This window comes from Roseibium sediminis (genome assembly GCF_008711325.1).
GTDB lineage: Bacteria > Pseudomonadota > Alphaproteobacteria > Rhizobiales > Stappiaceae > Roseibium > Roseibium sediminis.
Window position 1 is genome coordinate 183,859 of record NZ_VXDB01000004.1, and the last position, 19,968, is coordinate 203,826.

At 56.0% G+C, this 19,968-nt stretch carries 15 protein-coding genes; 5 read left to right on the forward strand and 10 right to left on the reverse strand.

Features of this window, described 5'->3' with window-relative positions:
* Positions 1–15: 15 nt before the first annotated feature.
* Genes F0155_RS05775 through F0155_RS05785 form a run of 3 tightly spaced genes read left to right on the forward strand, consistent with a single transcriptional unit; the run spans position 16 to position 2,507 of the window.
* Entirely contained in the window at positions 16–564 is a 549-nt protein-coding gene (locus F0155_RS05775) for a TRAP transporter small permease subunit (protein WP_150523536.1), read from the forward strand.
* On the forward strand, positions 561–1,847 hold the full coding sequence (locus F0155_RS05780; RefSeq protein ID WP_150523537.1) for a TRAP transporter large permease: 1,287 nt from the start codon (positions 561–563) through the stop codon (positions 1,845–1,847). The genes F0155_RS05775 and F0155_RS05780 overlap by 4 nt, the downstream gene beginning before the upstream one ends.
* Before the next feature lie 6 nt (positions 1,848–1,853).
* A complete protein-coding gene (locus F0155_RS05785) occupies positions 1,854–2,507 on the forward strand; it encodes a DUF2848 domain-containing protein (RefSeq protein WP_150523538.1) in 654 nt (217 codons plus the stop codon).
* 4 nt (positions 2,508–2,511) lie between these two features.
* Here F0155_RS05785 and F0155_RS05790 read toward each other — a convergent pair whose 3' ends face one another.
* The 3 genes from F0155_RS05790 to F0155_RS05800 all read right to left on the reverse strand — a co-directional run bounded on the left by F0155_RS05790 (position 2,512) and on the right by F0155_RS05800 (position 5,114).
* Positions 2,512–3,087, reverse strand: coding sequence for an ATPase (locus F0155_RS05790; protein ID WP_244303463.1), 576 nt, complete (start codon positions 3,085–3,087; stop codon positions 2,512–2,514).
* A gap of 8 nt (positions 3,088–3,095) precedes the next feature.
* Positions 3,096–3,452: a TA system antitoxin ParD family protein gene (locus F0155_RS05795; RefSeq protein ID WP_150523540.1), complete on the reverse strand. Its 357-nt coding sequence runs from the start codon at positions 3,450–3,452 to the stop codon at positions 3,096–3,098.
* 252 nt (positions 3,453–3,704) lie between these two features.
* Positions 3,705–5,114 (reverse strand): nucleotide sugar dehydrogenase, encoded by a 1,410-nt coding sequence (locus tag F0155_RS05800; RefSeq protein ID WP_150523541.1) that lies wholly within the window; start codon positions 5,112–5,114, stop codon positions 3,705–3,707.
* Between the two features lie 561 nt (positions 5,115–5,675).
* On the opposite strand from F0155_RS05800, the gene F0155_RS05805 reads away from it, so the two are divergent.
* Both F0155_RS05805 and F0155_RS05810 read left to right on the forward strand, forming a co-directional pair.
* Positions 5,676–6,518: an HAD family hydrolase gene (locus F0155_RS05805; protein ID WP_150523542.1), complete on the forward strand. Its 843-nt coding sequence runs from the start codon at positions 5,676–5,678 to the stop codon at positions 6,516–6,518.
* A gap of 2 nt (positions 6,519–6,520) precedes the next feature.
* Positions 6,521–7,093 (forward strand): NUDIX hydrolase, encoded by a 573-nt coding sequence (locus F0155_RS05810; protein ID WP_150523543.1) that lies wholly within the window; start codon positions 6,521–6,523, stop codon positions 7,091–7,093.
* 31 nt (positions 7,094–7,124) lie between these two features.
* Here F0155_RS05810 and F0155_RS05815 read toward each other — a convergent pair whose 3' ends face one another.
* The 7 genes from F0155_RS05815 to F0155_RS05845 all read right to left on the reverse strand — a co-directional run bounded on the left by F0155_RS05815 (position 7,125) and on the right by F0155_RS05845 (position 19,965).
* The gene (locus tag F0155_RS05815) at positions 7,125–8,606 is read right to left on the reverse strand and encodes a sigma-54-dependent transcriptional regulator (protein ID WP_150523544.1); all 1,482 of its coding nucleotides are present in this window, start codon (positions 8,604–8,606) and stop codon (positions 7,125–7,127) included.
* 31 nt (positions 8,607–8,637) lie between these two features.
* On the reverse strand, positions 8,638–12,135 hold the full coding sequence (locus F0155_RS05820) for a PAS domain S-box protein (RefSeq protein ID WP_150523545.1): 3,498 nt from the start codon (positions 12,133–12,135) through the stop codon (positions 8,638–8,640).
* A gap of 76 nt (positions 12,136–12,211) precedes the next feature.
* Entirely contained in the window at positions 12,212–14,164 is a 1,953-nt protein-coding gene (locus tag F0155_RS05825) for a hypothetical protein (protein ID WP_150523546.1), read from the reverse strand.
* A gap of 14 nt (positions 14,165–14,178) precedes the next feature.
* A complete protein-coding gene (locus tag F0155_RS05830) occupies positions 14,179–15,687 on the reverse strand; it encodes an MBOAT family O-acyltransferase (RefSeq protein WP_150523547.1) in 1,509 nt (502 codons plus the stop codon).
* Between the two features lie 3 nt (positions 15,688–15,690).
* The gene (locus tag F0155_RS05835) at positions 15,691–16,929 is read right to left on the reverse strand and encodes a tetratricopeptide repeat protein (RefSeq protein ID WP_161599759.1); all 1,239 of its coding nucleotides are present in this window, start codon (positions 16,927–16,929) and stop codon (positions 15,691–15,693) included.
* Positions 16,929–18,191, reverse strand: a complete 1,263-nt coding sequence (locus F0155_RS05840) for a hypothetical protein (protein ID WP_150523549.1) — start codon at positions 18,189–18,191, stop codon at positions 16,929–16,931. Before F0155_RS05840 ends, F0155_RS05835 begins: the two co-directional genes overlap by 1 nt.
* Positions 18,192–18,363: 172 nt before the next feature.
* On the reverse strand, positions 18,364–19,965 hold the full coding sequence (locus F0155_RS05845; RefSeq protein WP_208999149.1) for a glycosyltransferase: 1,602 nt from the start codon (positions 19,963–19,965) through the stop codon (positions 18,364–18,366).
* Positions 19,966–19,968 lie beyond the last annotated feature (3 nt).

Below are 19,968 nucleotides of genomic sequence, written 5' to 3' on the forward strand. Positions count from 1 at the left end.
AGGGAGACGACCTCGATGGCTCTGAAGGTCTTAGCCTTGATGAAACGGCTCAATCGCTTTGTGGCGATGCTGATAGGTATCGTGCTGCTGGCATGTGTTGTTTTCATTCTTGCAGAGATTGTCGTGCGCCAGTTGGGGTCGTCCCTCGGCGGTACGGATGAAATCAGCGGATATGTGATGGCTATCGTGACGTCCTGGGGCATGGGATTTGCCCTGCTGGAGCTGTCGCATGTTCGCATCGACATCATTCGTGCCCAGGTCAACAAGGTCGGCAAGGCGATGTTCGACCTCTTGGCCATGAGCGTTCTGACAACCACGGTGACCGTTGTCGCCTTCAGGTGCTGGCCTGTGGTTGAGCGCTCGCTCATCAATGGATCGCGCGCAAACACGCCTCTGGAGACGCCCCTGGCGCTCGTCCAGATCCCGTGGTTCGCCGGTTGGCTCTGGTTCGCCATAGTGTCCATCGTCACGCTGCTTGCTGCCATTTACCTCGTGCTTCGCGGTGAGTTTGCTGAATCCGAAGCTGCCATCGGTGCCTTTGTTGAAGAGGGGAATGTGCAATGATCGGCGCTATCTCCATCGGTCTGCTGGCATTGCTGACCCTTTCCATCCCCGTTGGCATTGTGCTCTTCCTTCTGGGTTTTGGAGTTGATGCCTTTTTCAGCCCGTTTCCGCTGACCAAGGGCCTCGGAAACCTTGTCTGGTCAACGTCCAACAATGCGACCCTGATCGCCATTCCGTTCTTCGTGTTGCTGGGGGAAATTCTGGTCCGCAGCGGCATTGCAACGCGGACATATGAGGCGCTGGATCGCTGGGTGTCGTGGATGCCGGGCGGGCTTGTGCATGCCAATGTGGCAACCTCCACCATGTTCTCGGCAATCTCGGGATCGTCCGTTGCAACGGCAGCGACGGTTGCGACCGTTGCCATGCCGCAGGCCGAAAGGCTGGGTTACGACCCGAAACTCTTTTCCGGCGCGATTGCCGCAGGCGGAACGCTTGGCATCATGATCCCGCCCTCGATCAACCTGATCGTCTATGGCTTTTTGACCCAGTCCTCGATCCCGCAGCTCTTTCTGGCGGGGCTCTTGCCGGGGCTGTTGCTTGCAGCCGGGTTCATGGCCGTCACTGCATTGATCTGTGTCGTCAGGCCGGATCTCGGGGGAACACGGCGGGTGTTCCCGATCGGTGAAATGCTTCGTGCCTTGATCCAGCTGGTGCCGATCATTCTTCTCTTCGGCGCAATCATCGGCACGATCTACCGCGGATGGGCAACCCCAACCGAAGCGGCGGCCGTCGGGGTCGCAGGCGCCCTTGTCATTGCTGCCTATTTCGGCGGTGTTTCGATCAAGATGGTAAGCGAAAGCGTGGTTGGCACGATCAAGATCACGTCCATGATCATGTTGATCGTGATCGGCGCGTCGTTCCTGAATTTCACCCTCGCGTCAGCAGGCCTCGGTGCTGAACTCAAGAACATGTTGGACGGTCTCGGACTTTCCCCGCTGATGACCATTCTGGTGGTTGTCGTGATCTACATCGTGCTCGGCTTCTTCATCGAAACCCTGTCTTTGATGGTGGTGACGATCCCGATCATCGTGCCTCTGGTTCTGGCACAGGGCTATGACGTGATCTGGTTCGGGATCCTGATGATTGTCCTGATCGAAATGGCGTTGATTTCGCCCCCGGTAGGCCTCAATCTCTATGTGGTGCAGGGCGCGCGCAAGGGCGGAAAACTCAGCGAAGTCATGCTTGGCGTCATTCCCTATGTCATTGCCATGTTGGTAATGGTCGCCGCATTGATCGCCTTTCCGCAGATCGCGTTGTTCCTGCCATCAGCGCTTGGCGGGTGATCTATCATGCGGTTTTCGACGGTCGGCGGACCAAAAGACATTGATATCGCGCAACTTGTCGTGGCCGGTTGGACCGGCCGCGATGTTTCAGCGGTTCAGCACCATATTGATGAATTGGCGGAAATCGGCGTAAAGCCACCTTCCAAGGTGCCGCTTTTCTACAAAACCTCAAGATCGCTGCTGACACGGGAAACCGAGATCGAGGTTGTGGGGTCGGCAACATCTGGAGAGGTCGAACCTCTCCTTCTTCGTGCAAATGGAGATCTCTGGCTCGGTCTTGCCTCTGATCATACGGATCGGGAACTGGAGGCGTATTCTGTAGCCGCGTCCAAGCAGGCGTGTCCAAAACCGGTTGCCCGTGCGTTGTGGCAGTTTTCCGAGGTGGAAGGCCATCTTGACGAGTTGATCCTGCGCTGCTGTATCGAGGAAAACGGCAGGTGGGTGCTCTATCAGGAAGGGACGCTCGCCCGAATAAGGCCGCTGCCCGAGCTCCTGAAAAGCGCAGAACTCCAGGACGGTGGCGCCATGTTGTGCGGCACTCTTGGTGCCATTGGCGGAGTTAGGCCGGCGACCAGCTATCTCATGGAACTGGTTGACGAAAAGCTGGGCCGCGCGCTTGAACTGTCCTACTCGGTGAAAACACTGCCGATTGTAGAGTAGGTGATCAGTAAACCAGATCCTGAACATAGACGGTCCTGATCCAGTCCGGCAGGAGAGGGAGTGCGGACACGAGCCGGCCCTTCGCAAAGACAAGGCACTGGCTGGGTGGCTGGTTCAGGTTCGAATTGTCAAACACCATGCCACGATCTGCCTGCAGAACTGCTTCGCGGATGAGGGATGCACTTCGCGTATAGCGCGCCCGAATCTTTTCCTCCGGAACCGTATGACCACCTTCATCGACACGCGCCGACACACGGGCGACGGATAAGTCCGGCGAGTTCACGCTGACATGCATGACTATGACGGTATATCCAGATTGTCGTGCCGCACTGATCAGGTCCAGTTTTGAAGGATGCGAGAAGACAGTTTCGGTCACGAAGTCGCGGTGTTGAGCGATGAACTCCGCGCGGCGGCTTTCCGCGATGCGCGCAGCTTCATAAGAGGCGGCCGGGGCTGGGTCCTTCAACTCATCCCGCTGAATGATGTCTGCATTGATAAACGGACCCGCGAAGCAGGGGGCGACGCGGGTCTGGTAAAGGGTCGTCTTGCCGGATCCGTTCGGACCGGCGAGCAGGATCATGGTTGGGCTCATGCCTTGGACGGGGCGTCCGCGCGAACCAGATTGCCGGACGCATCAAGCCCGACGCCAAGACCAAGTTGGCGGCGGTTCTTGAAAAAGGCTTCTTCTTCCGGACCCGGCTGTGCCATCTTTGCGGTAAAGCTGTCGAGCCAGACATCCTTTTCCTCGTCGGTCAGCGCGGTGGTTTCCATTTCGCCTGACAAGACGGAGGTAATCCGGGATTGATCGAAATTCCCGGACTTTTCAATGGCGCGTCCTATGCGCAGCCAATGGGTGATCTGCCCGGCCACAGACCGGCTCTGCAGTTCACTCTCGCGCCGAACAAGCGCCATCACATCATCACTCAGCTTCACGGATTGAGCCATGTCACGACCTCCATTTGCATGAAAGGTAGCAATTTGCCACCTTCTTGTCAATTTCCCTGAGTGGTCAGCCGAGAGAGCTTCCTGACAGCAAAAAGAACCCGCCAATCTGGGGAGACTGGCGGGGTGAGGTTATCGGTTGCGGGCAACCCATGAACGGGTTGTTGGAATAGTAGCAATGGATATGACCAGTGACCGGTTGGGGGAGCTGCCGTTATCTGTCAGAGGTGAGCCATCAGATGCGGCAGCCCGGGGTCACCAGGCTATACCTGTGTAGTCTGCTGATGATGGGGCCTCCTTTGTTATGCGGACGAGGTCAAGGACAGTTGCCTTTTCCTTCTTGGATTTCAGGTAGTCTTCAATTCCCGGAATCTTCTGGGAAATGACGATCACGTCAGCGTCTTCGATTGCAGAGGCCGGTGTCTTTTTGAGCATTTCGGGCAACGTATCGACGACGTCCTTTAGGTGTGGGGCTGCGTACTGCATGTAGTTGAATTGCATGGCGATGCGCGGGCTCGGTTCGATGGCCGGGTCATAGGCGCTGATTTCAAGTCCCTCCTTCTTGAGCGCGGAGATGACTTCCAGGATGGGGCTTTCGCGCAGATCATCTGTGCCGGGCTTGAAGGCGATGCCGATGACAGACACCTTCTTTGCTCCGGACTTGCGGACCAGTTCGATCGCGTTTTCGATCTGTTCGTTGTTCGATGGGATCAGTGCATTGATCATTGGGACATCGACCCCCAGCTCTTCGGCCAGATGGTTGACGGCGCGAACTTCCTTCGGAAGGCAGGAGCCCCCGAAAGCAAAGCCCGGCTTCAGGTAGTAGGGTGACAGGTTCAGCTTCGTGTCCTTGACGAAGATGTCCATCACGGCGTGGCTGTCGATGTTCATCGGCTTGCACAGGCGGCCCACTTCATTTGCAAAACACACCTTGGTGGCGTGCCACACGTTGTCGACGTACTTCACCAGTTCGGCGACTTCGATCTCGGTTACGATCGGATTTTCGTCGACCGGGGCATAGATCTTGGACAGGACACGGGCAGAGCGTTCGTCGGTAACGCCGATTACGGTTTTCGGGGGTGCATGGAAGTCGGCAACAGCGGTGCCTTCACGCAGGAATTCCGGGTTGAAGCAGATGCCGAAATCCACGCCAGCAATCTTGCCGGAGGCCTTTTCGATTTCCGGCTTCATGATGCCGAGAGTTGTTCCGGGAGGAACCGAGCAGCGCAGGACCACGACGTGGAAATCATCCTTTACTGCCAGAGCTTCGCCGATTGCCTGACCAACAGCACGGATGGCACGCGTATCGCATCCACCATCTTCGCTTGTCGGGGTTCCGACGGACACAAAGGTCACATCTGTATGTTCGACTGCGCGCTTGATGTTGGTTGTTGCGGTCAGGAGGCCCATGGCAACGCCACTGGTCAAGAGCTCGCCAAGGCGATCTTCGACAATCGGGCTCTCGCCAAATGCAATGCTGTCGACCTTGTCCTGATCAATGTCTGCGCCAACAACACGGTGACCGAGAGAGCTGAGGCAAGCGAGGGAAACCGCACCAACATAGCCAAGACCAATCACGCTGATCGCAACCTTGGTATCAAGCAGTTTGAGCGTGAGAAGGTCGATCTCACGAGCAAATTCCAGATTTCCTACAAACTTGTTCATCGGATCTCTCCCGTATGAGGCTTTTGGCAGGAGAGAAACAAGGACCGTGCCACATTCGTAGGAAGTGGGAAAAATATAGAAGTAACAGTTAGTTGGGGTGTTATTGAATTTTGGTGGGTGCTCTCATTGGTATCAGCTTTTCCAGTGCTGCAATTGCAGAATGGCAATATCTTCCCGAAAATGAAAACAACATCGGACCGATGAGAAACTCTGCCAGAGGCTGCAGCATCCGTTTCCTGCCGCCACTTCTTGTGGCTGGTCGCTGAGAGGGGGAACGTGCGCAGCCGATAACCGGTATGAGCCCGTATATATAAAGTCAGCAGCAGGCAGGAATTGGCCTGGTTTTGCGGGAAAGCATCTTGCCCATTCCAACTTTGCGAATTTGGATAGCGGTTTTCCCTTTTCGCAAAGGCTGAGCAGCTTACTCGTATGCCAGATTCTGTGGAGAATGCCACAAGTATCTGAAATATAAATAGTATTTAAGAATTGGCATCTGGTCTCCATTTGGCAAAGACATTGCACGTAAGGGAACAAACATCGCCCTGCGAAGGAGATACCGAAATGTTCCCGCAAGCCGTTTTCGCACCTGTTGGTCAGGTTTCCGGTCCGTTCGTTACCGATGGGGTCAACCCTCAAACCGAGGTCTTCCTGTTTGACCTGGATGCACTTGTTGGCAAAACGCGTGGCCCGATTGATGAGCCGCTGGCATCTATCCTCTCCGAGTTCGCGATGGAGAATATTTGTTATCTCCTGACGAGCAGCAATTATGGTGAGGTCATGAAGCGACTGAGCCCGGAGCTGCGCGAGAGCTTCCAAGGTATCTTTGCCGCGTCAGGAACGGAGCTGTGGCAGAACAACTCGATACAGGTCGTGCACAAACATGCCTTTTCCGCGGAGCTCTATGACTATCTGGTGAAGGATTTCCAGTCGGGCAATCACCCGGATAACCTGCAGCTGCAGTTGTCCTGTGGGGTCGCTACACTGAGAGTATCACTGGAGCTGCGCGTCTTTTCTGAACGCTCAAGCATTCCCGACGCCTTGTTGAGGCGTGAGCAGCTTGAGCTGGCGCGCATGATGTTTGGCGTACGCGACCTGTTTCCGGAGTACCGGGTCTTCAAGGATACCGAACACAGCGTCCTGATCACACCTGCCAGTTTCTCGACATCCCTGGTCTACGATCACCTTCAATCCAAGCACTCGTCCATGCGGCTTGTGTCATACATGTCTCGTCAAACGTCCAACAGTTACGGCGAGAACCTGCGCAAGGCGATGGGCGAGGATGACATCTTCAACGCGGCATCTGCGCCGAACGAGGTCCTGCAGCTTCTGAGCTACGAGAAGGGGCGATTGGCCGGTGAATACCAGAGCATTGTCTTCCTCAATGAATACCTTCGGAGGGTATGACAATGGATGCGCCGCTTCAGGAACGATTGACCGATGACTGGCTTCTTTTGGAAAACGAAAAAGTCTTTGAAATCAAGAACCGCGTCCGAGTCAACCGGCACAAGGTCTGGCTCCCCGACAACAGGGTGATCGATGATTATTACCATATCGATCTGCCGTCCTTCGTCACGATCTATGCCGTCAACGAGCAGGGCGAAGTGCTGTTGCTCGAACAGTACAAGCACGGCGTTGGAGAAGTGTGCCTGACCTTGCCAGGCGGTCAAATTGATCCCGGAGAAGAACCGGAGTTTGCAGCGCGCCGGGAATTGCTTGAGGAAACCGGTTACGGCGGAGGGCGGTGGCTTTCCGGTCCCTCACTGGTTCTTCACGGCAATCAGCGCATATCCGTGGCTCACACCTTCGTGGCGTGTCATGTCATCAAGCTGAACGAGGCCAATTCCGGCGATCTGGAACAGGCGTCATTGGTCACCAGACCGCGCAGCGAGCTCTGGAAGACAATCATGGACGGTCAGCTTCCGATCACGACCCATGTGGCTGTTGCCGGAATTGCGGAAACCTTGCTGGCTGGTCTCTAGATCAGCCTCGGGATCGACGTAAAATCCGCAATCAGCCAAAATCGGCACGACTGTTCGACGGTTCCAGCTCGTCGGCGGGCTGGTCCTCGTCCTTTTCCGCCCACATTTCCTTCTTGCGATAGAGGGTAGAAGGACTGACCTGCAGAACTCTTGCGGTCTTGGGAAGGCTGCCGCCGCAAAAATCGATCGTCGCCTCGATGATCTGACGTTCAAGCACCTCAAACGGTTGACCAAGTTCAAGGGTCAACTCAGGCCACGCACCGGCCGAAGCATCGGCAACAGATTGCCTCGAATACCGGCTGGCAGGATTGTTGAAGGGCATGGGGCTACCGCCATGTCCGGGTGCTTGAGGCTTTGCGGACAGTCCCGACAACATCTCGGCGGAAACAATCGGCCCTTCGTTCAAAACAACCAGATTGCGGATCGTATTCTGCATTTCTCGAACATTTCCCGGCCAAGGATGTGCCATCAACGCATCCTCCGCTTCTACCGAGAAGCCTTCGAAGCCTTTTTCTTCCTCTTTGGAGAATTGTTCGAGAAAATGCCGTGCGAGTTCCAGAATATCTCCACCCCGCGAGCGCAAGGGGGGAAGGGCAATCGGAAGAACGTGCAGCCGGTAATAAAGGTCTTCGCGCAGACGTCCCTGTTCCACTTCCGTCAGCGGATCGCGGTTGGTTGCGCAAACAATCCTGACATCGACCTTCTTGAGACTGTCACTGCCCACCTTCTGAACCGTACCGCTTTGCAGGAACCGCAGTAGTTTGGCCTGCAGACCCAGCTCCAGTTCACAGATTTCGTCAAGAAACAGGGTGCCGCCGTCAGCTTTCACCGCAGCGCCATCGCGATCAGATGTTGCGCCGGTAAAGGCGCCTTTCAAATGGCCAAAGATTTCCGATTCAATCAGGTCCTTCGGGATGGCTGCGCAGTTCAGCGGCACAAAGGGACCGTTTGACCGTGGACTGGAGCGATGAATGGCGTCGGCACAGACTTCCTTGCCCGTTCCGCTTTCTCCCGTGATGAACACGGACGCATTCGACCGCGCCACACTTTCGATCATCTTGTAGACCGCTGTCATGGGCAGGGAGGAGCCGACAAAACCGCCATGGGCTGCGCTTGTCTTCGGTTTGCGCACATCGGCCGCAACCTCGGTCAAGACTTCCCGTTCGAGCGCATTGCGTGTTGTCGTAATGAGCCGCTCTTCGGAGACCGGCTTGACGAGGAAGTCATAGGCCCCGGCTTGCATGGCCTCGACAGCTGTCTTGATGGAACCGGAACTCGTCACGACCACCACGGTTACGGGAAGTTCTTCCGTGCGAATGGCGGAAAGGACATCCATGCCGTTCATGTCCGGCAGCTGAAGATCGAGCAGGACAACGCTGATATTTCCCTTACGGATGGACGCCAGCGCCTGATCCCCCGTTTCAACGTGGATCGTATCTATGCCGACACGCGAAAGCTGGTGGCTATAGACCGTTGCAATCGACAAGGTATCTTCAACTAGCAGGACTTTCAAAATAACTCCTTCCGCTCCGCGAGCCGGATAGTTACGCGTCGAACTCTACCGGGATGGCCATTTCTTCTGCCAAGAGTTTCACATGCTCTAAAGTATGGTCACAAACTTCCAACAGTTCGGGAATTTTGTCCATTGCAGACCGGCTCTTGTTGTTGCGAGCCCGTGTGTTGATCGTTCCGGCGATGTTTGTCATCTCTGTTGCTCCAAAGGTCGCCGCCATGCTCTTGAGGGAGTGGGTTACCCGCTCAAGCTGTTCAAGATCGTCATGCTCTTGTGCTTGCTGAATGGCTTCCTGCCGCTTCTGTGTATCGTCGACAAACTGCTGAAGGAGCTTTTGTTTCAGCTCCGGGGGCATGGTCTCGAGAATTTCCCGCGCAGCGGAAAGTGGCGCACTCGAGGCCTGTGTCTGTGCAGGCTCGCCCTGCTTGGCATCAGGATGAATATTGCGAGAAATGCAGGCGAGCAGCTGGTCTTTTTCCACCGGCTTTGACAGGAAATCCGACATTCCCGCAGCCAGAAAACGTTCCCGGTCGCCGCGAAGCGAATAGGCAGTCAATGCGATAATCGGCGTGTCTTGGTTGCGGTCTCCGGTACGGATGCGGCGGGTGGCTTCCAGACCATCCATTTCCGGCATGGAGATATCCATGAGGATGCAATCATAGTCTCGTCTCTGCGCGGCCTGTAGCGCCTCACGGCCGTTATTGGCGATGTCGAAATCATAGCCAACAGCTTCCAGTGTGTGCCCAACGACAATCTGGTTGGTGGCATTGTCTTCCGCGACCAGAATCGTCAGATTTTCAGCGATCTGGACCGGTTTGCTGGACTTTTCCGGTGTTGGCAGTGGGGTTTGGTCTTCTGCCAGCTTGATCGGGACCTTGAAATGGAAGGTGGTACCAACGCCCACTTCGCTTTCCAGCGTGATAGACCCTCCCATCAGCTTGGCAATCTGGTTGCTGATCGCCAGACCAAGCCCCGTGCCGCCTTGCTTCTTGGTGTAGCTGGCGTCGACGGTCATGAACTCGCCGAACAGTATTTCATGCTTGTCTGGAGGAACACCGATACCCGTGTCCTGAACGCTGAAGCAGAAGCTCGGCTTTGCCGAATCTGGATCTTCGATCGTCACCTTTATGTCCACGAAACCAGTCTCTGTGAACTTGATGGCATTCGAGACCAGATTCAGGATGATCTGGCGGACCTTTCCCGCATCCCCCACAAGGTTTTGCGGAAGGTTTGCATCGTAGTCCAGGGTGAGCTTCAGGCCTTTTTCATCGGCAATTGGCAAGAATAGGTCATAGACGCTCTTCACGAAGCTCTGAAGGCGGAACGGTGTCTCGTCCAGATCCATTCTGCCAGCTTCGAGCTTGGAGAAGTCCAGAATGTCGTTGATCAGTTCCAGAAGTGAGCGCCCGGACTCCCTTGCCGTTTGCACATAACCTGACTGGGTTTCATCAAGTTCGGTGTCCTTCAGAAGGCTGAGAATACCAAGAACACCGTTCATCGGTGTGCGGATTTCGTGGCTCATCATGGCAAGGAACTTGGCCTTGGCCTCATTGGCCGCTTCAGCCTTTTCCTTGGCCTCGCGAAGTGCGGCATCGGCCGCCTTGCGCACTGTGATGTCGCGGACGTAACCGAGGAAGAGAGGGCCGTCTTCCCCCATCGTATGGCGAATAGCCAGTTCAACGTCGATGGCGTGTCCCTTGCGATGCAAGCCCTCGATTTCAAAGCGTTTGCCAAGAACCGGTCCTGTACCGGTTACAAGGAACCGCGCCAGTCCTTCATCGTGGGCGGACCGGTACTTCTCCGGGATAATGAAGTCGGACATCTTCTGCCCGATGATCTCGTCCGCACTCCAGCCGAAGACCTCTTCTGCAGCGGGACTGAAATCCATAACAACCCCGTTGCCGTCCATGACGATGATGCCGTCGAATGACGCCGATACGACATTTCGCATCAGGCTTTGGCTGCCCAACAAGGCTTGTTCGCGCCGTTTGAGCTCGGTCACATCCACTCTGAAGCCAACCAGACCGCCTTCACGGGTTCGGGACTCGATGACCCGGATCCAGCGACCGTTTCTGAGTTGCTGTTCGTGGGGCGTTCCGGGGGTGTGATGCTGCGCAATTCTGTTGGCCACCCATTCGTCGACAGTCAGGTCGCCCGTATCGTATTGGCCACGCTCGGCACCGCCGCGGATGATGTCCTCAAACCGGGTGCCGGGTACGATGAGGTCGGCACTCAGCAGATAAGTTTCAATGTATTTGCTGTTGCAAACCACCAGCCTGTCATCAGCGTCATAGAGCACGAACCCGTCTGGAAGAGACTCAATCGCGTCTATCAGACGGGTTTCCGCCTGCTTCAGCTTTAACGCCGCTTTCTTCTGTTCCGTCAGGTCGCGAAGAACCAGCGTGAGAGCATCTGTGTCTTCCGAGTTGATCAGGGAAAGCGAGATTTCTACCGGATATTCAAGACCATCCAGCTTGCGGGCGAAGGTTTCCATCCGATAGCTGCCATTCTGGGTAAGGGCTATCGGCGTATCGGCGTTGATCGGCCAATTCAGCTTGTCGGCTTCTGGAAGAAATTGTGAAATCGGCCGAGCATCAAGCTGGTCAGAGTCCTTGGCGCCAAACATCTTTCTGCTGGCCGGATTCGAGCTCAAGATGGTGCCGTCTTTTGAAACTGTCAGGACACCATCGAGCATCGTGGCAAGGATCGTGTTTACTCGAGCTTCCCCTTTTTCAGCCCGGCGCGTCGCCTTGCTGAGAGCCTCGTTTTTCTCCCGTTCTTCCTCGATCATCCGCGCCAGGCGGCCGGTTACGCGCGTTCGCTGTACCGACAGGGAGAATGTAAGGACGAGGGCCGCTATGAAGGCCAGGATCAGCACGTAAACCAGGTTGGAAATGCTTCCGTATCCGGATCCGTAATGGACGGATGTGGGGATGATGACTTCCTGAACGCCGCGGATATCGCCCACCTCCCAGTCCGTCTTGGGCGAACTCTCATGGGTGTTGTGGCAGGCAACACAGCTTTCTTCCATGATGACCGCCCGTGCGCTGCGGAAAACGCTCTTGTCGCCGACGGTCTCGATCCGCTCATATTCTCCGGAAGGATTGGCGAGCAGTGTCGCCAGCGCGGCCTTGCCGAAATCGTCAAGTTCCCGGTCCTTCCTCCAAGGCCACGGATACTTGGAATACATTCGTATGCTGCTGTCCGCCCCAAAGGACTTCAGCTCGGTTTCCAGCGCCAAGGTCATGGAGACAGGGGCGGGAACGACCAGTTCCCGATTGAGATAGTCATGGCTGACGGTGACGTCACCAGAGGAGTACAGCTTGTCCACCACTTCTCTGGAATAGAAGGATCTGGATGCGGTTAGCAGATCCGATTGTGCCTTTGCTGCGGAAGAAAGGTCCGCTGTGCGGGCCTTGATGTCCAGTTCGGCGGCGAGAACGTAGGCAGCAATCGCGGAAACGGAAATAAAGATCAGAACCAGCCAGAATGTCGCGTCATGCCTTATCTGCCTTTTCAAGTCTCGCAATGTGCAATTCCTTCAATCTGACGCGGATTCGCGGTACAATCTTAAGGAGAATTACTTAAGAATACATACCCGAATTTCAGTTTCCACCGCGGGAAACCAGCGCGGCATTGCGTGGACCCGAGGGAATCTGAAAATTCGGAGCCGTGAGGCGGAACAGCGGATTTTGAAACAGGAAGGATTGCCAGCTGTCGAATGTATAGCGATGAAACGGGAGACAGGTTTCACCGCAAATCTGGACATCGATATTCAGCTGGAACTCCTTCTTTGGATCAAAAAGGCGCGCAAAGGTGAAAAGCGCATCGGCAGACTGCCGGTCTATCGCTGAATTGGCATAGATCCTGGAGAATGTGTCAGATGCGTAGTTCGACCATCCGCCGGAAGGAAACCATCTTCCTTCTTTCGGTCCTTCGCCATTCAGATCGCGGGGCGTCGCATGGCCAAAACCCATCATGAAGTCCAGTCGGTTGCGAATGCTTTTCGCCATGGTATCCGGCATTGCGGCACCAAAAGCAGACAGGCTCAACAGGCTGATCCCGGCATGCCCTGTATCTTCGTAGCGCATGTTGTCGATTTGGGAAGCTCGCAGTCCTTTCTCGACATAATAAGCGTTGGGCCAATAGCGCCATAGCGCGCCATTTTCATCCTTCTTCCATTCGCCGATAAACTTCTCAGCAATCGCCGCCGCACGCCGTTTCAGCGTCGGATTGTCCTGAGCTTGCAGAAGGGCGGCGAACGAGATTTGCCAGTTCCAGGGTGCGATTGCGCCAGCGAAGCGGAAATCCACGTCCTTGGTTATGCGATAGAGTTGCGTCTGTGGGTCGAAATCAGACTCGAAGGCCTCTGCAAGGCAGCTTTCATTTTCTCGGATTTCACGGCGCAGGTCATTGGGGCAGGCAAGTCCCAATTGATCACAAGCAGAGCGGATCGAATTTGAAATGACTGACTGGTTCACCAACAGGCTGAGGCGGTGGTTGGCCCCGAGGCCGTAGATGGTGGAACTCCACCCGCAAGAGGGGTTCTTGTGGCTTGCCCGGTCCATCTTGCCGTCTCTGGCAGCAAGGGTGAGGCGCAGGGACTTTCGAGCAAGGTCCGCAAAGACATTGGCATCAGTCTTTTCGAACAACTCGGCAAGGGCACGAACACGGTAACTCTGGTTCCAGCTTTGCAAACCTTCCGCATCGGATGAACAGGCGCGGACCTCCCCGGTTTGGGCGAGCAGCAGACCGCTCACCGCGTGATAGAAGTGCAGTGCGTTCTCGGTTCCTGAAATCGTGGCAATGGCTTCGCCGTCGGGAATGGTCGGATTGCGGGCAAGGGTGAAGAAGTCCGCGTTGGCATCTTCCACGAGGCGCTGGTCAATCTGACCGGTGGTCAGTGGAATTCTGTAGATGCCGTTCCTCGTTGTATCTTCGCAAAGAAGCTTTGCCCAAGCTTCCGTATTCCGGAGCAGCAAGCGGTCTGGTTTACAGCTGCCAAAATCGATCAGGACCTTGTTTCCCTGTCCAACACGTCCCTGTTTGTCCCGCATGTATTTGGTGAGGCGGGCAGGGTGGCGGAGGCTTTCCTCAAGCACATAGGCAGCATGTCGCGTAAAACGCAGAAGCCTGACGGTGGAGCCTCGCTCCCAGCTCTCCACAACATCGCCATCCTGAACCAGTTCGGTTTGTTTGCCGGAGGTTTTCCAGGTTCTCAGATGCGCGAGCGAGCCGTCCCTTGAAAGCCCAATCCCGCCGAGCCTGCTGCGACCTGTTGCCGTGTCCACATATGAGCTCGGTTCAGAATTGACTGTCACCGTTGGATAGTCGTCGCCGGGAGCCTTCATGACGACGAGCTTGTGATGGCCGGAGCGGCTGGCCTTTTCGATACACTGGCCTTCACTGTCCTTGCTTGACACCAGACCGGTATCGAGATCGACAACGATGTTTTGTGCAGGAAGCTCCAGCCGGTTTGACGGTGCATTCCCGTCCCGCGCCATAGCAGGCGAAATCGCCGCTGACAGGCACAGAAGCGCGAGTGTTCTTGAAAGCATGGTCCCGTGTCCTGTCAGAAGTTGAAGTAGATGAATTCGGTGATTTCGGCGAGCCGGTAGGTCTGCACCATCGCGACCGCAAAAAGGGCGGAGACGGCCATTGCCCATCCGGTGCTCGGGCGCCAGCGCAAGGGCAGGAACCCTTCCGTCTTGCGCTGTGCCAGAAGCTTCTTCAGCCCAAGAACCGGATTGTAGTTCTCGGTGAACTCGATGGCGTTCGGCAGGAAGAAGACGATGGCGGCAAGGCAGGCGAGCGAGGCCCAGACCGAAAGGGTCGCTGTTTCCACATTCGTCCAAAGCTCCGGCTCATAAACCGTCGAAAGACCGAACATCCCGGCCAGAATGCCGCTTGCCCCGTCAAAGCTCTGAGCGCGGAAGAAGACCCAGGCAACAATAACAGCGAGAAGCGTGATGCCGCGGGCCAGCAGGTTGCCCAGCCATGCCGGAACGAGAGACGGCACATATCCCTTCTCGCACAAGGCTCCCCAGGCGTGATTGATGCCGAGATATGCACCGTGCAGGCCGCCCCAGAAGACGAATGTCCAGCTTGCACCATGCCAAAGACCACCCAAAAGCATGGTGATCATCAGGTTGGCATAGCGCTGGATCGGGCCGCAGCGGTTTCCGCCCATCGGAATGTAGAGATAGTCCCGCAGGAAATGGGAAAGGGTAATATGCCAGCGGCGCCAGAAGTCCGAGATGCTTGTCGCCTTGTAGGGCGAATTGAAGTTTACCGGCAGGCGAATGCCAAAGAGGCGTGCAAGGCCGAGCGCCATGTCGCAATAGCCGGAGAAGTCGAAATAGAGTTGGAACGTATAGGCGAGCGCCCCGATCCAGGCTGCTTCAAGCGGAACACCATTGGCGGTCTCAGCCAGATTGAAGACGCTGTTGGCGTAGGGTGCGATACCGTCCGCAAGCACGATCTTCTTGAACAGCCCGATGGCAAACAGGGTGCCGCCAACAGCCAGATTGGTCAGCAGCTTGTTCTGGAAATTTGTCAGCCGGAACTGCGGAATGGTCTCCTTCTGCATGACGATCGGCCCGGCGATGAGCTGCGGGAAAAACACGACGAACAGCGTGTATCTGGCGAAGTCGCAGGAGGTGATATTGCCCTTGTAGGTGTCGACCAGAAACGAAATCAGCTGGAAGGTGAAGAACGAGATTGCCAGTGGCAGAACCAGATGCAGCATTGGCAGTTCGGCATTGGTGAAGAAGTTCACGTTGCCGATGAAGAAGTCCGCATATTTGAAGACAGCGATCAGCGCCAGATTGAACGCGATACCGGCAATCAGCAGAGCCTTGCTTCTCATCTTCAACAGGGCACGGTGCAGGCCGTAATTGACGAGAAGCGAGCCGAGGAGCAGCGGCAGGTAGACCGGCGTCCACCATGCGTAGAAGCCCAGCGAGGCGATTGACAGCCACCAGATGATCCCCGTTTCCCATTTCAAATACCGCAAAAGCAGGTAAACGGCGAATACCGGGGGCATGAAGAGATAGATAAACTCAAGGGAACTGAAAACCATGATCTATCCCTCCTGATTGGATTGGTCGCGTTGTTTGGTGGCCCGCTTGCCGGTCGCCTTTCCATCGCTGGGTTTCGGATTTTCAAGCTGTTCCAGAAGCTTTTGACTGCCCCTGTGCCCTTTGCCGGCGCCAGTACGGGCAAGCTCAATGGCCTTGGGCATGTTCTGCTCTACAAGAAGTCCCGTGGAATGAAGGCGGGCGAGCTCTTCCATGGCACCGGGGTGTCCGGTGCTTACCGCGCGCTCAAGATATCCCAGCGCATCTTCCTGCTTGAGGTCGTATTTCTTTCGAAGATGAAGTCGGGCCAGGGCTGTCAAAGCGCCGCCATGTTGATTTTCGGCTGCAAGGCGAAGCCATTTGAGGCCTTCCTCGATGTTGCCGTCCTGGTCGTCCTGCTTGAGCAGCATGCTGCCCAGATCATGCATGGCACCGGAATCTCCCAGACTTGCCGAGCGAAGAAACCACTCTTTCGCCTTGGCGGGATCGGGGTCAGTGAACTCTCCATCTCGGTAGAGGCGCGCGAGGGTTTTTGCCGAACTTGCAGATCCGTCTCGAGCTTTCTTCTCAAGTCCGCTGATGGCACGGTCAGCCATGAACTGAGCCTTTTCCTCGTCCGGGGTCGTCCCGTGCCGACCTTCCGACAGGATGTGCGCGAAGTTGATGGTGGAAGACGGATAGCCGGCGATAGCGGCGCGTTCATAATGGTGGAGCGCCGAGGGCAGATCCTGTTCCGTCCCGATGCCGCGCTCGTAATGTTTGGCCAGCTGAACGTGAGCCTTCGGATATTCCCACTCCAGAGACTTCAGGAACCATTGCAACGCAATGGAGCTGCATTTCTCGTTTGAGCATCTCTGGAACATGCGCCCCAATTCATAGGCGGTTTCTCCGCGAAGCTCGAAGGGCTTTCTGACAGCCTCCATGAAAAGCAGGCGAGCCTGATCCAGATCGGCTTCAACTCCCCAGCCATTCTTGTAGGCTCTTCCAAGATGATACAGCCCGAGGGGTTCACCATCGGTGGCCAGCTTGGTCAGGATTTCCGCCGCCTTTTCCCAACGACCGAGCTTCTGCAGACCGCGTGCCTGCTTGATCAGCTCCTCAACCGAGGTTTCCTGCTGGGAAGGTGGAGAGAGAAATCCGCTTTGCGGGCCCAGAACCGCGATCGATGCGAGAAAGGATATCGAGCCACCGACGAATAGAAGCTTCAGCTTGAAGACCTTTGGAGACAGGCTGGACTTGCGCATCACAGTTTCCTCCATACACGGCACGAGGTGCCTTCGGTCATTTCCACCATGTCCTCGGAATGGGCTTGCGTAATGTCTTCGGGCTGCGCGGGGCAGGCGAGGATGTCCCGCCGCTTGCGTGCCCGCGCCAGACGTTCGGGATTGTCGTCGAACAACATCAGCAACTCGCCCACGATCTTTCGGGCTGGGCCGGAGCTGAAGTGATAGGCGTCCGTGAAATTCTCCAGATCCTGGGTGAACGGTCCGTCGAAATCAAAGTCGACGACAGGCGCCAAAGCCGAGAGCCGCTCCCGAAACTTGTGGTTTTCTGTCTTCAGCCCGAAGTCGTTGATCCGGCGCTGCATCTCGGTAACGGTTGGGGGAATGATGAAGAGCAGCCGAACATCGTTCTCTTTGCACCATGCAGCGATTTCCTCGGTCATCTCCCAAAGGAGATCCGACTGCTTGAAGACCCGCCAGTCTGCCGCGCCATTGGTCCCGACCTGTTTTGCAAAGAGTTTCGGCAAGTCGCGCTTCAGGGTGATCTCGGGCCAGTAGTCGGCCCATGAGCCAAGGCTTGCTTCCGAGCGGAATACCATCAGGGGCTTTGGTGCGGTGTTCTTGGCTTTGGGAAACGAGCAGTCTTCGCAGAGCTTCGGATCCAGCAGCTCGTCAAGCGAAAGTGCGGCAGCGTCGAGTGAGGCAGCTGCCTTGGCGGTGCTGACCGGATTGAGGGAAAGTGAATTGGCGGCGGTCTCCAGGGCAGGATACCGAGCTTCCAGCAGGGTCCAACCGGTTTTTGCTACAAACCAGTTGCTATAGTAGCTGAAGGGATTGTTGGCGATGCGGATTGCTTCTGGAACCCGGTTCATTGCGCCCTTGAAGCGCGTATCCATGCTCCTCATCGGCAAGCTGACAATCAGCGTGTCCAGCTCTACTGTTTTAGTCAGGTACTTGAACGTGTCGTAGATCTCGAAGACCGTGGCGCCACCATAGGCGAAATTATAGACGTCATCACGCCCGAGCTCTTGCCAGTACTTATCCTGCAAGGCGCGCGCCCGACTGTCACCCAGAACCACGACAGGTGCCTTGATCCGCGGATACTCGATCATCTTGTAAAGCGGGTAGTGGGCCTTGACGCTGATTTCCTGCTTGTCGAGTTCCAGATCAACCAACCGATTGTGGTTGAAGGCATCCACCACGATGTTGAAGATGATCGGCGATAGCGCGAACACGGCCGTTGCGACGATTGCGGCGGTGTAGCGTTTGAACTTGAGCGACATAACCAGCCCCTTTCTGGGAGATCTTCTGCTTCATTCATCAAGATCGGTGCCATGTGAGAGGATTGTGAAAAAGTTTGTAAAAACAAATGATTGCTAGGGAATTTGCGTTTTGGGAAATGGTTCGGCTTCGCGAATCTGAAATTCCGGTTTGCAAATTCGGAACGGGCCGGCCTCAACCAAAGCCGGGCAAGCTGAGCGCAAGAGACATCATGCTGACGCTCGGCGGGGCAATAAGACCGGCCATCATCACGACACCCAGGAACAGGATCGTCACATAGAGAAACGTCAGGTAGGTCGCCATCCAGTTCTGGCACATGGCTTTGAAGCCATCTCCTTCTCCCGCTCGCTGGTCTCCGCGGTTCGACCAGCGCTGCTTTGACAGCCGGAAGATGCAATAGACCTTCACCGAAGCGTTGATGAGCTGGTTGAAATAGAGAATGAACGGATAGCTGAGATCCACCTTGCGGGCATACTGATAGAGGAACAGCGACAGCAACATGCGCGTGATGCAGATGAAGACGACATAGCCGAACAGGTAGTGCGGTTCGTGAAGCACGGTCGTGCAAAGTGCCAGAACCGGACTGACGAGCATGGTCCACATGGAAACGCGCTGATCCAGCAGGCACCACCAGACGAAGAAGGGCATTTGGGTTGGCCCCAGCGCAAGAGCGCGAGAGCCGTTGCGCAACATGTTTCCGGACCAGCGCCGGAAATTCTGCACCATACGGCCCAGACCGGAACCTTCTATGACCTCAACGGTGTAGCCCATTGAATCAGGGACATAGAGCATCCGGCATTTGGACTGGAGCATGTAGTACCAGGTGCTCTTGTCGTCGCCGGAGAGGAAGCGAAACTGACCCCATAGCCAGTGTTCCAGATGGTCGGCTTCCAGCAACCGGATGAACTTCAATTTGACCAGATGCTTGGCGCGAAATACTGACATCCGACCCGTCAGCGTCAATACGCGACCGGAGAGGGAATGCGACTGCATGGCCAGTCGGCGCTGGGCGAAGCGCATCGTGAGCCAGTTGGCAATCCAGCGCGGTCCGATGCAGATCACTTCCTCATCTGTCGTGCAGGCCTGAAGGTCCGGATAGAGCTTGAACAGCGGAAGGCAGGCGCCAACCGCGTTGTGACCAAGGATGAAATCCCCATCCATGAAGATGATGAGGTCATCATCCTCAACCTCGCCACGGCTCATGGCCCTGAGCACGAGGCCGATGGCAAGGCGTTTGCCGGGTTGGTTCTGGCGGATGATGTGCAGCGTAACGTCAAGGTTCGGCCACTCCCTGCGGAGTTGATTGGAGATCAGGGTCTCGTCGTAAGAGTCACCTGATCCGAGCCAGATTGTTCCGGGCACCCCGGCATTGTGGATCTCCCGGCAGATTGACCGGATCACCTTCTCGGTGATGTCACGATGCTCCTTGTAGGTGGTCATCATGAAGTGAAGGTGACGCGGACGCCACCCGTCTTCCCAGACCTTGCGACCAGCTTCGCGCATCGCCGGATAGACCCGGTTGGCATAGATCCAGGCTCTCACCGCGTGGGTAAACCACCAGCCATAACGCCACGCGCCCAGAACTCCGATAACAATCGTGATCTCTTTCGTCGCCGGGCTGAAAAACACATTCTCAAACGTGGTCAGCCCAATGAAGCAAACGCCGAAATAGAGGGCGATCTTGTACAGGACGAAAGGTGTCCATTTTTCCCAGCCCTTGGGCTGATGGGTGATCTCGTCCACGTTGTAAATCAGGTTTGGATTTTCTTGGCGCATCAG

Bases quoted from the DNA above. Each gene is read 5' to 3' on its own strand.
- F0155_RS05795 (WP_150523540.1), bottom strand. From the start codon at position 3,452: ATGGCTCAATCCGTGAAGCTGAGTGATGATGTGATGGCGCTTGTTCGG.
- F0155_RS05800 (WP_150523541.1), bottom strand. From the start codon at position 5,114: ATGAACAAGTTTGTAGGAAATCTGGAATTTGCTCGTGAGATCGACCTT.
- F0155_RS05840 (WP_150523549.1), bottom strand. From the start codon at position 18,191: ATGTCGCTCAAGTTCAAACGCTACACCGCCGCAATCGTCGCAACGGCC.
- F0155_RS05845 (WP_208999149.1), bottom strand. From the start codon at position 19,965: ATGCGCCAAGAAAATCCAAACCTGATTTACAACGTGGACGAGATCACC.
- F0155_RS05780 (WP_150523537.1), top strand. From the start codon at position 561: ATGATCGGCGCTATCTCCATCGGTCTGCTGGCATTGCTGACCCTTTCC.
- F0155_RS05805 (WP_150523542.1), top strand. From the start codon at position 5,676: ATGTTCCCGCAAGCCGTTTTCGCACCTGTTGGTCAGGTTTCCGGTCCG.
- F0155_RS05835 (WP_161599759.1), bottom strand. From the start codon at position 16,929: ATGCGCAAGTCCAGCCTGTCTCCAAAGGTCTTCAAGCTGAAGCTTCTA.
- F0155_RS05775 (WP_150523536.1), top strand. From the start codon at position 16: ATGGCTCTGAAGGTCTTAGCCTTGATGAAACGGCTCAATCGCTTTGTG.
- F0155_RS05825 (WP_150523546.1), bottom strand. From the start codon at position 14,164: ATGCTTTCAAGAACACTCGCGCTTCTGTGCCTGTCAGCGGCGATTTCG.
- F0155_RS05790 (WP_244303463.1), bottom strand. From the start codon at position 3,087: ATGATCCTGCTCGCCGGTCCGAACGGATCCGGCAAGACGACCCTTTAC.
- F0155_RS05830 (WP_150523547.1), bottom strand. From the start codon at position 15,687: ATGGTTTTCAGTTCCCTTGAGTTTATCTATCTCTTCATGCCCCCGGTA.
- F0155_RS05810 (WP_150523543.1), top strand. From the start codon at position 6,521: ATGGATGCGCCGCTTCAGGAACGATTGACCGATGACTGGCTTCTTTTG.
- F0155_RS05785 (WP_150523538.1), top strand. From the start codon at position 1,854: ATGCGGTTTTCGACGGTCGGCGGACCAAAAGACATTGATATCGCGCAA.